This is a genomic window from Rhizobium sp. P1_B8 (assembly GCF_056406515.1).
Genome location: NZ_JBFTZZ010000028.1, coordinates 35,365 through 49,324 on the forward strand (window position 1 = coordinate 35,365; position 13,960 = coordinate 49,324).

A 13,960-nucleotide genomic window follows, 5' to 3' on the forward strand; every position below is an offset into this window, starting at 1 on the left:
TCCCTTTCAAGCCCGTGACGCAATTCCGATTTGGTCGGTCTGGTCGAGGGAATTGCCATATGTCGAGACACCGGCAGCCGCTGATGGCGCGGTAGTGGACGGCGTCGCAGTGCGCCATGCAGCCCAATACAATGCCGGGCACAGAAGGAGGCCTTCTAGCGAAACAGCAATGACCCAGAAGTTGGCTGTGCCTGCGATCCCGAATTGCGCACCGGCGGCAGCGGCCACGATCTCCAGCACCGCACCGCCGATCAGAACGAGCGTGGCAAAACCCAGGCGCCGCCGGACACGTTGAACCGCGAGATAATGATACTTGGACGCCATACCGAAAGCGGCAAAGCCAAGAAACTGGAGACTATTTCCTGCAATCACCGCATAGGCCGGATTGAATATCCAGAGCATGAAGCGCGACAGAAACAGGAACGCCAAGGCGGTCGCCGCGCAAACCAGCATCGACAAGCCGAGCGACAGGCGCAGGCGCGCGGGAAACAGCTCCGGCTCCCGCACAGCGATGGCAAACAACACCGAGGCGAGTGACGCAGGGACTAGAAGCGCGACGTTCAGCACCGTCCAGGCGGCATAGAAGGCGGCGTTGATCTCAGCGGACAGCATCACCGTGACGACGAAGGGCAGCAGCAGCGCCGGCGCCTGAACAGCCATGCTGAGCGCATGATGGCCTAAAACCTGTCCGAGCGCCGGGCGAAAGGCGTGGATGTCTGGCCGGTGGAAAACGCGCCCACCGGCATAAACAAGAAGCCCGGCCACGACGACCAGCGAGACAAGCTGCCCGGTAAACCAGGTGGTGAAGATCGCCAATTCGCTGCTTGCGCGGCCAAGTGTCAGGCCGAGAGCGATCAGTAGAAGAAGCTTGCTGGCGGCGAAGACGACATTTCGGGCCAGTTGAAGGCCGCTGCGCAGAAGGCCGACCAGGGCCTGGTCGAGCACGAGGGTCACGGCCGTCAGAGCGCAAGCAGCAACGAAGAAGAGATCGGTCGCGGAGGAGCCGACGATCGAGCCAAGCTGCGTCGATGTGAAGGCAGCGATAGCAAGATAGATCAGCCCCACCACGATGGAGGCGCTGAACGAGGCCAGGAGGGCGCCCGTCAAAAAAGGACCTGCTCTTTTCTGGCGGCCTATCTCGCCCATCAGGAAGGGTCCGAGACCGACTTCCCCGAGATTCGCGAGGAGGTTCATCAACGATATGGCGGCGGCGGCGAGCCCAACAGCCTCGGCCGAGAAGGAACGCGCCGCGAACCACCAGTAGACGAAGCCGAGAATGGCCGTCATCAACGTTCCAAGCCCCAACATGCCTGCATTGAGGAGCAAGACCGCCTGATTCATCAGGAGGCTGCGGACCTTGGTCATGGCGGCGCTGACGGTCATCATGCCTATTCCACCGGTTCGAGCGCGCGAGCAGGAACGGAGGTGAACGGTCGCGTAAGCGCAGCGCGGATCCTGCCGAGAGCGAAGGCCGCCGCGGTGACCGCCAGGCCGGCGCCCAACGCGGCGGCCCGAAGAAGGCCGCTCGGCTGGCCAAGCAGCACATCAGCGAATCCCCGCATAACCCCTTGGGGCAACGTCCTCGTCATATAGGTCTTTTCCGACGCCAGCGCCTCGCCGGAGCCCGCCATCAACGATAGGCAGGCCTTTGAAAGCCCTTCGGCCCAGCAGCGGTGGAGGAAATATTTCCACGTCGCGCGATCGGCGGGTATGGCGTGATCGCTGCCGCTCGATGGCTCGAAGACGAAACGGCCATGTGGCAGGGCTTTGGTTGCACGGATGCAGAGTTCGGTTTCCTCGCATCCGAGCGGCAAAGCCTTGGCCGTTCGGCCCAGGACGGAATCGAAGCCGCCGGTATGATCGAAGACGGAGCGGCGGATGCACATCGACGCGCCGATGAGGTTGCGCACCGGCCCTGGATGAAGACCGCGATAGGTGCAGCCGAGAGTCCACAGGAATTCGTCGGGAAACCAGGACGGACGGTCTGTTTCCCACAACGGGCGGATAGCCGACACGGCGCCCAGCACCGAGGGATCCTCGAGTTGCCGCACCAAGGTCGCCAGCAAATCTTGATCCGACACGGCGTCGTCGTCGAGAAACAGGATGACCTCACCGCGGCTGACTGAAATCCCGGTGTTGCGGGCACCGGAGAGGCCGGGCGGATGAATATTCTCGACGATCCTGACCGGGGTTTCGAAGCGCTTGACCCGTAGACGCAGCGCCAGTGCCGGATTGTGATCGACGATGACGACGATCTCGTCCGCGGCCGGAACCTGGCGCGCTGCCGCCGCGATTGCTTTGTTGAGAATGTCCCAACGCTTGTCGGAATAACAGCAGATGACGATTGCCGTCGTGAGCTTGCCGAGCACGGGGTGCTGGAAATTATCCATTTTTCGTCTCCGGAGCGAACTGAAGGGTTATTCCGGTCGGTGCCGGGGACTGGAGCGTGTCGATGGTCATCCAGACCTTGCGGTAGATCGTTCCCCTGTCGCCGCCCTTGTAGAGCCAGGCTTCCAGCCGTGCGGGTGGGCGCGTTTTTGTGGGTACGGAGAATTCGAAGGTTTGGCTGGAGGAAGGCGCCAGTTCGAAGGTTGGCATCTTTCCAATCAACGTGCCGCCCAGAACAAGGTCAAAACTGTAAAGCGTTTTGGCGTCTTCCGAATTGCGCACGCCGACCGTTACCACATTGTTCGTCCAGTTCCATTTGGGCACCATCCAAAGCTCGGTGAAATGAAACGGCTTGCGTTCAAGCGCGACCGGGCGCGCCACGAGGACGGAACTCGCCGCCAAGATCATGGAAGCTGCGAAGATCGCAAAACGGCGGCCGGGCCAAGCCCAGGGAATGGCTGGAACCGGCCTTGAGAGCTGCAAAACGACATTCAGCCACCGAACGGCGATAGTCGTCAGGCCCAGCGCGTAGACCCAGCCTCGCGCATCGAGATGCCCGACGACATGCAGCAGAAGCCCCAGAAAAATGCAGGTCGCGAAGCTCAGGAACACCGCGAACGTCCCCCTGGTGACCCCATCGCCCTCGATGCGCAGGGTGTCCACCAGCATGCGGCCCGGGAAATACAGTATCAGCGGCGCGCAGAGCGCCAGACGGACCAGCTTCTCCCAGGTCGAAAAGGTTTCGGGCAGCCACGTTACGGCCAACGCAGCGGCAAGAACCCACAGCGGAATGATTCCCAGAAAGACACGGCGGGCCATCATCGGGGACGAGCTCCTGCATTCGCCCATGCCGTCGCGCCGATGATCTGAGCGGCGCCCGGGTTCACCTTCACGAGCTTCTGACGGATCACGTTCGGGTCGAAGGATTTCTGGACGAGATGAACGATCTTGCTGTCCAGCCGGCTCAGCGTGAGGCCGAGGCGGCTATGGATCTGCGTCAGATAGGCCCCGCGCGCATCGCGCATCGTCGGCGACAGGTGCATCACATCGAGCAGAAAGACGGAATAGAGTGTCCATTCTCCGAACCGCGTCTGGTCTTTTGACGCACTCAGACCCTTGAGCAGCTCGACGTAGGGTGTTGAGCCGTATTTCGACGCGATGTAGTCATTCAGCGCGATGAGCCATTCACGCTTGAAGCAGAAGAAATCGTTGATGAAATCGACATAGCGGAAAGACCGGGCCGGCTCGACGCCGAGGATCCTTGCGACATTGCGCAACCGCTTCTTCTCGAAACGGTAGTGAAGATCGGGAAGCCTGTGGCTGGAATAATAGAGAACCGGTTCGCGCCGGTCGATCAGATCGGTCGTCGCGATGGGCCGCAGCAGCAGTGTATCCGCACCGAGATTGCAGAAATGCTCGGTGCGGCAGAATTCGAAGGCGCGCAGCTTGATGATCTGCTGCCGAAACCAGCCGGGAAGTTCCAGTTCGCTGGCTGAAAGCCAGTCGTTGTCGCCGGTGACGGCGGCGCCAGGCACGAGACCCTTCCCGTCGAGGAAGGCTCTCAAAGCGACCGGGTTGTCCGTGACCATGGTTAGGTTTCCCTTGTCGGGGAAATGCTGCTGGTAGGAGCGAAGGGACGCTTCGAGCAAATATTCGATGTCCCGCGAATGGACGCACATGAAAGCGTCGATACGGCTATCGATCATTGTAAATCTCCGTCTGGTCGTCCCAGGGATTGCACCGGCTCTCCGGTCCGCCTAGGAGGGGCGGCGGGCTGCCGTGTTTTCCCGAGCCGCTCGACATCGAAAATGACCATGAAGCCGTTGTCGAAGGTGCGGTCGACATCGGGCTCGGAATTGAACTTGAGCAGCGACGACGCCTGGAGGGGGACCGTGTGGTTTCGGTCCTGCGCGCCGCCGTCGAAATAGACGCCGACGCCGGGCAGGCCGGTGGTCATGCGCAGATCGACCATGACGAAACCGACGCCCGAGTCGATCAGCAGCTTGCGTTCCATCGGGCCGAGATCGGCAGCGGTGATGGCCATGCCTGTATCCTGCCCGCTCTCAAGCGTGGTCGAGACCTTTTGCCGGCCGTAGGTGGACAGGAGCAGGCGATTGATCCGGTCGGTTGCGAAATGCTGCTCGCCGCCCAGCCATTCCCTGGTCCACTTTGCGGCGCTGATCCCCATCGGTTCTATCGACGAGGAGTCGGCCGAAACTTCATAGCCGGCCGGAACCAGGATACGTGGCCCCTCGGAGCTGATGACGCCAGCGATCAGCACCGTCGTTGCGGCGGCGGCAAGCGACGTTGCGCGCAGCCAGCCACGCGAGGTGCCGTGCCAGAATGCCGCGACGGCCACCGCGACGACGATTGCGACGCCGAGGAAAGATAGCGAGCCGATGCGGTTGCCGATCTCCCACCCACTGCGCGTCAGCCGGAAGATGATACTGACGGGATAGGCCAGCGTCACCAAAACGAGGATCTCGAGAAGGCTTGACCGCCATAGGCGCCATCTGGTCGGCGGCCAGAGGATGCTCGCATTCGGGTGCTGCCCATTGAAAACGAGCGAGCGGAGAAAGCCGGTGAGAAGTCCCAGGCAGATCAGCGCGACGCCCGCCATCGTCAGGTAACGTTGCCAAGCAGGCGCCAGGGCTCCCGTGTCCGACACGAAAAGCTTACGCGTCGAGGTCGAACTCGATACGAGTTGCGCTACCTCGTGTATGCCGCCTGCCAGTACGGGAAGGATGTAGCTGCCGGTGGGGTTCCCGACGATCTTCGACCAGGCGACCGGAGCAATCACGGCGATCGAGGCCAGCAGGATCGCCTGCCGCCTCTGCATAGCGGAAGCGCCCTGCCTCAGGCATTCCATCACCGCCGTGCCGCACAAAAGGGCCGTGCAAAAATAGGAGGTGAGATGATGAGTAGCTGCGAGCGCCACGATCAGGACCATGGTGGCGACGACCGTCGGCCAGCCTGCCGTGTCGCCTCGCTCCAGGCGTCGGCTTTCGGAAGCCAACAGCACCGCCGCAAGCATGGGGATCGCCAGGCTTTCATACGAGTAGTGGACGTCGAACAGCAAAAACGTGGACGAACCCATGTAGATCAGGCAGGCGATGGAGGCGATCCGTGCAGAATTCGTGATCTTCTCAAAGAGCAGGAATAGCGTGAGCATCAGCATCATCCGTGCTGCCGCCAACACGATGAGGCCTGCCGCGAAGACGGACAGTCCGGACAGGTTAACCAAGGCGGACGTTACGAGCTCTAGCCCGGGATAGAGGGGGCTGACCGGCAAAAGGGGATTGGGCAGGAACAGTCGCCCCGCCTCCAGAATGTCGTTAACCGTCGCCCAGTGCAGGAATTCGTCATGGTCTATGAAGGCGACGGGCGCGCGGATCAGGCGTACCACGAAGAGGGCTGAGGTCACGATCACGATGAGCGCCAACCGCTCCAGGCGGCTGGCCCCCGGATGGATGATTCGCGCCGCAGCGGGGAGAAAGATCGCGGCGATGGCGGTATAGAACGTGGGAACCGCCCAGCCCTCTCCCAGCCGACTGGCATTTGCAGCAAGAGCGGCCACAATAAGGGCGCAACTGCACAGGAAGGCAAAGGCCGGCGACATCCCCAGCGACGAAGGATCGGCAACACCCCCGACCGCGCTGTCCTGCCTGCGCAGGCCCAGAAATGCGGCGATCCAAAGATCGACGCGTGGAATGGAAATCCCTACCGTATAGCCATGACGATAAGCTCCGTCCTGGTAGGCCTTCTGCTGGTCTGGAGACGTCCGCCCCTCAACAACGGTCATCGTGCTTCAAATCTCCAAGCAGTGCCGGACCGGTTCGCAGTTCAGGCTGCGGATGCGAAAGTACGCGTCTGTACACCTTCAGCAGCCGGTCCGTGCAATCGTCCCAGTCCGGCAAGCTCGTCTCAACCGAGATCGGCCCCGCCTCCATGGCGGCGAGCATTTCACGCGCGGTGAAGTCTGGCGAAGCGTTGAGCGGAATGGATCGCACGAGGCCCTCCTCAGCCAGCTCCCGAAAGCCGGATGTGTCGGTGGTCAGTACGGGAGCCTTGACCGAAAGCGCCTCCATAACCGCCACGGGATGAGCTTCATAATCGCTGAGGAGCACGACAAGAGCGGCCGAAGACAAAAGATCGGCCATTGCGGACCGGTCGGTCGGCGGAATTGCCCCGATCTCGACACGGTTGCCGAGCCCGAGCTCGGACACCTGCTGACGCAGCTTCGCCTCATAGGGGCCCTCTCCCAGGATCCGAAGGCGCATATCGGGGAATTTCGTTGCCAGCACATTAAATGCAGCAAGCGCCCGATGATGACCTTTGTAGCGCTCCAGCCTGCCGAGCGAGACAATCAGCGGCCTGTCGTGAGGTGAAGCCGTTCGCCGCCCGGACTTTTCCGGCAGGCGCGCGCCATTGGGGATAACGATGAACCGGTCTCTCGCGATTGCCATATTATGGCTGAACAGATCCGCTTCGAACCGCGACACGCCAATGAGTTGCGCTGCTCTGGCGGCCAGAGGCGCAAGCATTCTATGTTGGAAACGCCGGATCGAGGACCGAAATCGTGACGAATGGCCACCGCTGTGAAAGGTAACCACGAAAGGAAGCCCGTTCCGCGATGCGGCGGCCATTGCCAGCGGTGCCAGGAAGGTGTGGTAGCCCTGAACATGCATCAGGTCCCAATCACCGTCGGCGACCGCACTGAAGACGCCGGGGGCGAAGCACCAATCCCGCCCACGGGGAAAGGTCTTCAGCCTGACAATCTGCACGCCGTCTCGGCTTTCCGCTGCCGGAAGAAGGCCGTCGGGATTGCCCGTCAAGACCGTCACCGCATGCCCCTTGTGCACGAGCCGGGTTGCGACCTCGCTTACATGGGTTTCCGTTCCTCCGGCAAAAGGCAGGTATCTCGCGCTGAGCATCAATATGCGCATCATGCGGCCTCGCCCATTAAATCCAGACCTCAGGACATGCCCTGCTCGAGGACTTGGACGCCCGTCGGCGTGCTGACGCGTTCTCGGAAGATCGTCTTCAGCACGCGCCAGCCGTCCGGAAGGGCACGCAGATTGCTGACGCCGTAGATACGCTCCGATTCAAAGCTCGCGACTTCCATGATTTTGAGCTTGTTCTTCAGGGCCCGCAAATTGATCAGCGTCTCAATTTCGAAGCCGTCGCAATCGGCACGCAGCAAGGGAACATGCCGTTTCCAAAAGCCCATGTAGCCGTAGCACAAATCGCTGAAAGAGCTGCCATAGAGCATCCGGACCAGGAGGGTCAGGCCGAGATTGCCGAAACGGCGGATGACCGTCATGTCGCTGGTGCCGCCACCCTGCATAAAACGAGAACCCTTGACGAAATCCGCACCTGCAACAAGAGCCGCGACGAACAAGATGATTTCGTAGGGATCCATCGACCCGTCAGCATCAAGCATCACGATCATATCACCCGATGCGGCTTCGAAGCCGGTCCGCAATGCGATGCCTTTGCCCTTCTTGGGCTGGAGCACGATCTTGACATCGTCGCGCATGCTTCGCGCTATGTCAGGCGTTCCGTCTGTCGATCGCCCATCGACGATGATGATTTCATGCACCCAGGTCGGTATGCGGGGCAAAAGCAGCTTAATGTTTTCCGCTTCGTTCAAGGTTGGAATGACGAGCGAGGTCCTTGGCAAATTGAACATCGGACCCTGGACCGGCATTGAGGAATGCGAGGATTCTAAAGCTTCGATTGTAGACATAAGCTCTCCATGGCGTTTTGGACCGCGTGACAAATCGCAAATCAACGATGCCCCTGAGCTCTTGGGCCGAGAGGAGGACTAAACTCTCCCAGTCGGGAGGAGTATGCGGCTAAGTCTCAATGGACTTTGATCAGATCGCCAGGCTGTAAGACCGTTTCTTCGGTCGCAGGTTCGACGATGACACCGTTCGGTCCAGGCCGAACGATTTCGAATTCAACATCGGCGGTATCCTCCGACGATACCATGGACCGGAAAATTTCAAGATCGCTCTCGGTCGTCTTCAACGCCGTGGATAGGCCTCTTTCGGCATCCGCTGCTGACTTTTCGATCTCGATCTTGCGTTCGATACGATCGCGCTCGACGTCCTGTTTCGCTGCCGCCAACCGTTGCTTTGCGCTCTCGACATCGATGACGGCCTGCTGCTTTCGATCTTCAGACTCAGTCAGTTCGCTTTGCGCCCGGGTCAACTCGATGCTGGTGACAAGCTTGTTTTTGGCCAAATTCTCGATACTTGCCAGCCGATCCTGACGGACCCGAATTGTGGCATCATAATTGCCGACGCGGGCCTGACGCAGATCGAGATCGGCCTGAGCATCGGTAACAGATTTTGCGTAAGCACTGCTCTGCGCATCCTTGCTCGTCGTTACCAATTGGCGCTGCCATGTCTCATCATCCAACAACTGTTGAGCATCGGGATCGGGACCAAGAACAGGTGTGCCAATGCTGGCAATTTGCACGGAATCGCGCTTCGCCCTCAGCACCTCGGTTCGCGACGCAAGCCGCTTCAGATCGGCCAGCCCAGCCTTCAACCGCTCGATCTGGCGTGTAATCTCCACACTCTGCCATGGCTCGATAGTCTTCGCCGTCATGCCACCCGCTTGCGCAACGGCATGCAGAACAGTCATGCCATCAACATATTGAAACGAGCCTGGATTACGAACCGGGCCGGTAATGTAAATCGGCTGGTGCTCAATCCTGACGATGTTGACGAACCCCTTTCTGCCGACCAGACTTTCGTACGAAGGAAGAATTATCGCCTCAACATCCGCCGGAGGAAGCCCTCGAACCGGGAAGCGTCCCAAAAGCGGAAGCGAAATGGTTCCGTCCGCTTCAACGACGTATTCGCCAGTGAGCTCGGGGCGCTGGTAAAAGTTCCAGGGAACAGTGCCCCGTGAGCCCGTCCAGCGATCTTCTACAGAGGCCAAGCTTTCGTAAAATGCGAGATTCAATTTATCGCCTGAGCGAAGACCATCACGCAGCGATTGAGGCTGCCGGGCCGAAGTCTCGCCAGAGGTCACAACCGGGGCCGAACCTGTGGACGCAGGTAAATCTTCCGCTGCCGACGTCAATGGAACAATTGCTGCAAACACCATGCACAGTATTGTTTGATGCAGGCGAGAACCGATTCTCGACCTATATTGAGGCATCTCTGGCGATATTATCTTCGAAAGCTTCATGTTTCGAATTTCCGCTTTGAAAGCGCTGAACACTGTCCGATCTCTTTAAGGTTAACATAATAATAACCATATTCAATAGTACTTAACAATGATTAATACATCTGCCGGACAGGCCAAGAGTCTGCGTTGAAAAGAATTCAATAAAAGTAATATCTTGCGGCGACTGGGCAGCACTTCGAAACCTTTGGCCCTATCGGTTTATTTGACGATCTGCAGGGTGAACTTGCGTCTTTGCCATGCAGCTCTCAGCATTAGTCCATCAGAGCCGCCATCGGCGAAGAGATGTCTGAGCCAACGCCGGCATTTGAGAAGTGGTTTCAAGAACGACACTTGCGCCGTCGCGATGGATGGCGAACCGATTTGTATCCAGGCCCAGCCGGGACGCCATTTATCCAGAAAATGGCATTACGTTATGCATTTCAGATATCTACAGCCATAGAACCTGTTGCGATAGGGTGCCCGCCATCGAGTGGGCTCTCGGCACAGGCCGACCGCTCTCCCGCAAAACGACGCCTGCCACCGTAGCGGCGTCAATGACAGGGAAAGGTTTAAAGCCCTATGTCTGCACATGAAAAGCCACTGATCGCGATTGTCGGTGCAACGAGCAAACAGGGGCGCAGCGTCGCCGCGACCCTCCTTCAGAGCCAACGTTTCCGGGTGCGAGCTTTAACCCGGAAAAAGGATTCGCCTGAAGCTTTGCGCCTGGAGGAACGCGGCGCTGAAATCGTAGCCGTCCCTCTCGAACTTGGCCGTCAAAAGGACCTCGTCGCCGCCTTCAAAGGCGCGGATGGCGCATTTCTGATGACGCCGCCGATCGCCCCGCCTGAGACAATCGAGGCCCCTCTCGGCCGACAACTGGCGGATGCCGCCGTTGAGGCCGGCGTCGGGCATATTGTTTTCAGCACGCTTGAGAATGTCGACAAGATCACCAACGGGACGAAATATGCGCCGCATTTTACCGACAAAGCGCGCGTTGCAGACCATATTCGCGGCCTGCCGGTCTCTCATTCCTTCGTCATGCTGGCATTCTTCTACACGAATCTTCTCGAATATTATGTGCCACGCATGGAGGGCGATACGCTCCTCTTGCCGATTTATCTTCCTGAAGATTTCCGAGCGCCTTTTGTCGATCCGCTGACGGCGACAGGGCCGGTCGTGCTTGAAATTTTCTCAAATCCCGAGCGCTACAACGGGAAAACGCTGCCGATCGTTGGCGATATCATTTCTCCGCGCGAGATGGTCGAAACCTTTCAGCGCGTGACCGGGCTCAAGGCCGCGTATCGAAACGCTTTCACCAGGGATGGCCTGCTGCACTATTTTCCGGAGTTTGGCGCCAACGAACTTCTCGTTCGAGAGCTTCTGGGGATGGTCGAATATGCTGTCGACCATGGCTATTTCGGCAAGGAGCACGACCTCGAATGGAGCAGTCGCCTGAACCCCGACACACTCAACTGGGAGCAGTATCTCAGGACGACGGGGTGGCGTGGCGATAAGCGGTCTTTCGGACTTTGAAGCATGTCGCGCAAATGTGTGTAACAGTTTTGCGATAACGAGATGCTTGAAAACAAGGGCTTATGATGGCCGAATTCCCGGCAATTTGGAAACCTCGGCGACAAGAAAGTCGACGAGAAGCCGAACGCGGGCAATGGCTGCACGCTCTGGAACAATCAGCAAGCTCACCGGAACCGGTAAAGGACGATAGTCGCCAAGCACGACCTCGAGCTGGCCGTCGTCCAGAAGATCGTGGACCAACCAGAGATGTGCAGGACCAATGCCGCGTCCGGCGGCAAAGGCTTCGCGCGCCGCGAGCCCGTGATCGACGCGCAGCTTGCCACTGACCGGGATCATCAGGCTTGTGCCGTCGGGAGAGGACAGAACGAGCTGATCGCTCCCCGCCACATTGGACATCACGACGGTTTCGTAGCGTGACAGATCGGCCGGGCGTTCCGGCCTTCCGTAGGAGGACAAATACGCCGGAGCGCCCACCAGCAGCCGATGGCTTTCTCCGAGCGCATGAAGTTTCATCGCGCTGTCCGCGAGAGGCCCAAGACGGAGTGCGACGTCGACGCCTTCGCGAACCAAGTCGATCCGCTCGTCCGTCAGGTTGAGGTCAACCCGGATGTCCGGATGCTTGTCCTGAAAGTCAAAGATGAGGCCGGTGATGTGCATCACGCCGAGTGCTGCCGTACAGGAAAGCCGAACAGCCCCAGCAGGAGCCCCGCGGGCATCTCTCGCTTCTTCCGCAGCCTGTTCGACCAGGCGTAATATCTGAAGGCAGTTCGTATAGTAGCGGCTGCCTTCGTCGGTAAGGGTGACGCGTCGCGTGGTTCGGCTGAGAAGCGGTACGCCGACAGCCTCCTCGAGTTCATTGAGGTGCCGCGTCACGGTGGATTGACCGACACCCAGCTCTTTTGCGACCATCGACAGGTTGCCGCGTTCGGCGACGCGGACAAAGGTGCGCATTCTGTCCAGCGACAGTCCCGCACTATCCATTTTTAAGCACAGTGATCCTCATTCATTCCATATAGGGAATAATCTGGACTGTGCCTACTGCATAGTTTTATCCTTAAATCGGAACCGATTTAAGGATAAAACTATGCAGCAATTCAAAGCGTTACAGCGTCCTTTGCACGGCTGAAAAAATGCGCGGCGCTGTCGTTCGAGAAAATCGGCCGGATTGATCCGGCCGATCGTCGTTCATCCGAATTTGACTAGGTTGAGGACAGGCAACGGCCCGCCGGGGAATTGCGCGAGCTTGCCGCCGATCGAAATCGGCCCGAGATCGATGCCGGCAAAGCCAAGTTTGGAGATCAGCGCCCCCACTTCGGCCTTCGATTGGGCATCGTCGCCGGAATAGAAGAGCACGCGGCTGCCGCCCTCGGCGCGGGGATCGGTTGAAACCAGATGCGCCTGGAGATGGTTGAATGCCTTCACAACGCGAGCACCCGGCACCAGGCCGGCGAAGACCTCAGTCGACAAACGACCGTTCAGCTCGGCCGGTTTGAACAGCGGCCCTTCGATCGGATTGTTGGCGTCGATCACGATGCGGCCCGCCCAGTCGGGAAGACCCGCCAATGCCTTGTGTAGCTTCGACCAAGGGACAGCGACAAGGACGAGGTCGGCTTTCGCCGCCTCTTCGATCGTCCCCGCCGTAATGTGCGGCGACAGTTCCTCGGTCAGATCCTGCAATGTGTCGGGGCCGCGACTGTTCGAGATCGTGGCGGCGATGCCGTTGCGGGCAAGGGCTCGGGCGAAGGCGGAGCCGATATTGCCGGCGCCAATGATGCCGATGTTCATTGCGATAACTCCATTGTTTGGTTTCGATGGAGCGAATATCGCCTTGTTATTCCCTTGTGATTAGACGGTATTGCCTGTTATCAATTTCAAGCATTCATTGAAAGTGATGGTATGGAGACACTTGCAAACCTGGAATCCTTCGTGCGCAGCGCCGAGCTTGGGAGCTTCTCCTCGGCGGCACGGCGGCTCGGCCTGACGCCGGCGGCGGTCAGCCGGAATGTCGCAGCACTGGAAAGCAACCTGAAGCTCAGGCTGTTTCAACGAAGCACCCGAAGTCTGACGCTCACGGAAGCAGGCGAGCGCTTTCTTCATTCAATCCGAGACCACCTGGCAAGCCTGCAGGGAGCGATCTCCGAGGCATCAAACGAACAGTCCGAACCATCCGGCGTGCTGAAACTCAGCATGAGCCCGACACTCGGCATAGGCTACATCCTTCCGCTATTGCCGGAGTTCATGCAGCGATATCCGATGATCCGGCCGGAATGGATGTTCGAAAACAGACAGGTCGATCTGATCGCCGAGGGCTATGATGCTGCGATCGGCGGGGGTTTCGAGTTGACGCCTGGTGTCATCGCCAGGCCATTGGCCCCTGCTCATATTATCCCCGTGGCATCACCGGGATATCTGGGCGATCGGGTTCCGCCTCATGATCCGTCCGGCTTGCACGAACTCGACGGTATCGTCATGCGTTCGATGCGGACCGGTCGAATTCACCAGCGGCAGATGCGCAATCTTGCTGGAGATGAGCAGCCTGCGGCCTTCAAAGAGAAGATCGTCGTCAACGATCCCGCGGCCATGCGATCCGCCGCCCTTCTCGGCCTTGGTGTCGCGATGATCGCCAAGGCGGATGCTCTTGCCTATCTGGAGAGCGGAGAACTGATCCGATTGATCCCGGCATGGTATGCCGACGCAGGCCCGATTTCGATCTATTATGCAAACCGCACCCTGTTGCCCTCCAAGACAAGGGTGTTCATCGACTTCCTGACGGAGGTTTTTCAACGTGAGCGATGGCCGGAACGATTTGCAGGAACACTGGGCTGATATCGATATTTTGAGGGCATTTTTGACT

At 59.2% G+C, this 13,960-nt stretch carries 12 protein-coding genes and 1 pseudogene; 2 read left to right on the forward strand and 11 right to left on the reverse strand.

All coding sequences use genetic code 11. From position 1 onward, the window contains the following. Window positions 1-6: 6 nt before the first annotated feature. The 9 genes and pseudogenes from AC1D2N_RS27485 to AC1D2N_RS27525 all read right to left on the reverse strand — a co-directional run. On the reverse strand, window positions 7-1,386 hold the full coding sequence (locus AC1D2N_RS27485; RefSeq protein ID WP_130728923.1) for a polysaccharide biosynthesis protein: 1,380 nt from the start codon (window positions 1,384-1,386) through the stop codon (window positions 7-9). Window positions 1,387-1,388: 2 nt separating this feature from the next. Next, entirely contained in the window at window positions 1,389-2,390 is a 1,002-nt protein-coding gene (locus tag AC1D2N_RS27490; protein WP_130651993.1) for a glycosyltransferase family 2 protein, read from the reverse strand. Further along, on the reverse strand, window positions 2,383-3,210 hold the full coding sequence (locus AC1D2N_RS27495) for a hypothetical protein (protein ID WP_130651992.1): 828 nt from the start codon (window positions 3,208-3,210) through the stop codon (window positions 2,383-2,385). Before AC1D2N_RS27495 ends, AC1D2N_RS27490 begins: the two co-directional genes overlap by 8 nt. Further along, entirely contained in the window at window positions 3,207-4,094 is an 888-nt protein-coding gene (locus AC1D2N_RS27500) for a DUF6492 family protein (protein WP_130651991.1), read from the reverse strand. The genes AC1D2N_RS27495 and AC1D2N_RS27500 overlap by 4 nt, the downstream gene beginning before the upstream one ends. Further along, the gene (locus AC1D2N_RS27505; RefSeq protein WP_130651990.1) at window positions 4,091-6,190 is read right to left on the reverse strand and encodes a hypothetical protein; all 2,100 of its coding nucleotides are present in this window, start codon (window positions 6,188-6,190) and stop codon (window positions 4,091-4,093) included. Before AC1D2N_RS27505 ends, AC1D2N_RS27500 begins: the two co-directional genes overlap by 4 nt. Continuing rightward, on the reverse strand, window positions 6,177-7,337 hold the full coding sequence (locus AC1D2N_RS27510) for a glycosyltransferase family 4 protein (RefSeq protein WP_130651989.1): 1,161 nt from the start codon (window positions 7,335-7,337) through the stop codon (window positions 6,177-6,179). Before AC1D2N_RS27510 ends, AC1D2N_RS27505 begins: the two co-directional genes overlap by 14 nt. Window positions 7,338-7,363: 26 nt before the next feature. After that, window positions 7,364-8,137 (reverse strand): glycosyltransferase family 2 protein, encoded by a 774-nt coding sequence (locus tag AC1D2N_RS27515; protein WP_018241135.1) that lies wholly within the window; start codon window positions 8,135-8,137, stop codon window positions 7,364-7,366. A 116-nt stretch (window positions 8,138-8,253) separates the two neighbouring features. Then, window positions 8,254-9,594, reverse strand: a complete 1,341-nt coding sequence (locus tag AC1D2N_RS27520) for a polysaccharide biosynthesis/export family protein (protein ID WP_245484450.1) — start codon at window positions 9,592-9,594, stop codon at window positions 8,254-8,256. 201 nt (window positions 9,595-9,795) lie between these two features. Beyond that, a pseudogene (locus AC1D2N_RS27525) lies at window positions 9,796-9,924 on the reverse strand (IS5/IS1182 family transposase); the annotation flags it as partial. Window positions 9,925-10,152: 228 nt separating this feature from the next. On the opposite strand from AC1D2N_RS27525, the gene AC1D2N_RS27530 reads away from it, so the two are divergent. After that, entirely contained in the window at window positions 10,153-11,106 is a 954-nt protein-coding gene (locus AC1D2N_RS27530) for an NmrA/HSCARG family protein (protein WP_130651988.1), read from the forward strand. A 60-nt stretch (window positions 11,107-11,166) separates the two neighbouring features. Here the strand turns inward: AC1D2N_RS27530 and AC1D2N_RS27535 are convergent, their stop codons facing one another. Then, window positions 11,167-12,087, reverse strand: a complete 921-nt coding sequence (locus tag AC1D2N_RS27535) for a LysR family transcriptional regulator (RefSeq protein ID WP_130651987.1) — start codon at window positions 12,085-12,087, stop codon at window positions 11,167-11,169. A gap of 204 nt (window positions 12,088-12,291) precedes the next feature. Continuing rightward, window positions 12,292-12,891, reverse strand: coding sequence for an NADPH-dependent F420 reductase (locus AC1D2N_RS27540; protein ID WP_130651986.1), 600 nt, complete (start codon window positions 12,889-12,891; stop codon window positions 12,292-12,294). Between the two features lie 111 nt (window positions 12,892-13,002). On the opposite strand from AC1D2N_RS27540, the gene AC1D2N_RS27545 reads away from it, so the two are divergent. Further along, window positions 13,003-13,932 carry a LysR family transcriptional regulator gene (locus AC1D2N_RS27545; RefSeq protein ID WP_130651985.1) on the forward strand — a complete coding sequence of 310 codons (930 nt, stop codon included), beginning with the start codon at window positions 13,003-13,005 and terminating at the stop codon, window positions 13,930-13,932. Window positions 13,933-13,960 lie beyond the last annotated feature (28 nt).

Bases quoted from the DNA above. Each gene is read 5' to 3' on its own strand.
- AC1D2N_RS27485 (WP_130728923.1), bottom strand. From the start codon at position 1,386: ATGATGACCGTCAGCGCCGCCATGACCAAGGTCCGCAGCCTCCTGATG.
- AC1D2N_RS27490 (WP_130651993.1), bottom strand. From the start codon at position 2,390: ATGGATAATTTCCAGCACCCCGTGCTCGGCAAGCTCACGACGGCAATC.
- AC1D2N_RS27495 (WP_130651992.1), bottom strand. From the start codon at position 3,210: ATGATGGCCCGCCGTGTCTTTCTGGGAATCATTCCGCTGTGGGTTCTT.
- AC1D2N_RS27500 (WP_130651991.1), bottom strand. From the start codon at position 4,094: ATGATCGATAGCCGTATCGACGCTTTCATGTGCGTCCATTCGCGGGAC.
- AC1D2N_RS27505 (WP_130651990.1), bottom strand. From the start codon at position 6,190: ATGACCGTTGTTGAGGGGCGGACGTCTCCAGACCAGCAGAAGGCCTAC.
- AC1D2N_RS27510 (WP_130651989.1), bottom strand. From the start codon at position 7,337: ATGATGCGCATATTGATGCTCAGCGCGAGATACCTGCCTTTTGCCGGA.
- AC1D2N_RS27515 (WP_018241135.1), bottom strand. From the start codon at position 8,137: ATGTCTACAATCGAAGCTTTAGAATCCTCGCATTCCTCAATGCCGGTC.
- AC1D2N_RS27520 (WP_245484450.1), bottom strand. From the start codon at position 9,594: ATGAAGCTTTCGAAGATAATATCGCCAGAGATGCCTCAATATAGGTCG.
- AC1D2N_RS27530 (WP_130651988.1), top strand. From the start codon at position 10,153: ATGTCTGCACATGAAAAGCCACTGATCGCGATTGTCGGTGCAACGAGC.
- AC1D2N_RS27535 (WP_130651987.1), bottom strand. From the start codon at position 12,087: ATGGATAGTGCGGGACTGTCGCTGGACAGAATGCGCACCTTTGTCCGC.
- AC1D2N_RS27540 (WP_130651986.1), bottom strand. From the start codon at position 12,891: ATGAACATCGGCATCATTGGCGCCGGCAATATCGGCTCCGCCTTCGCC.
- AC1D2N_RS27545 (WP_130651985.1), top strand. From the start codon at position 13,003: ATGGAGACACTTGCAAACCTGGAATCCTTCGTGCGCAGCGCCGAGCTT.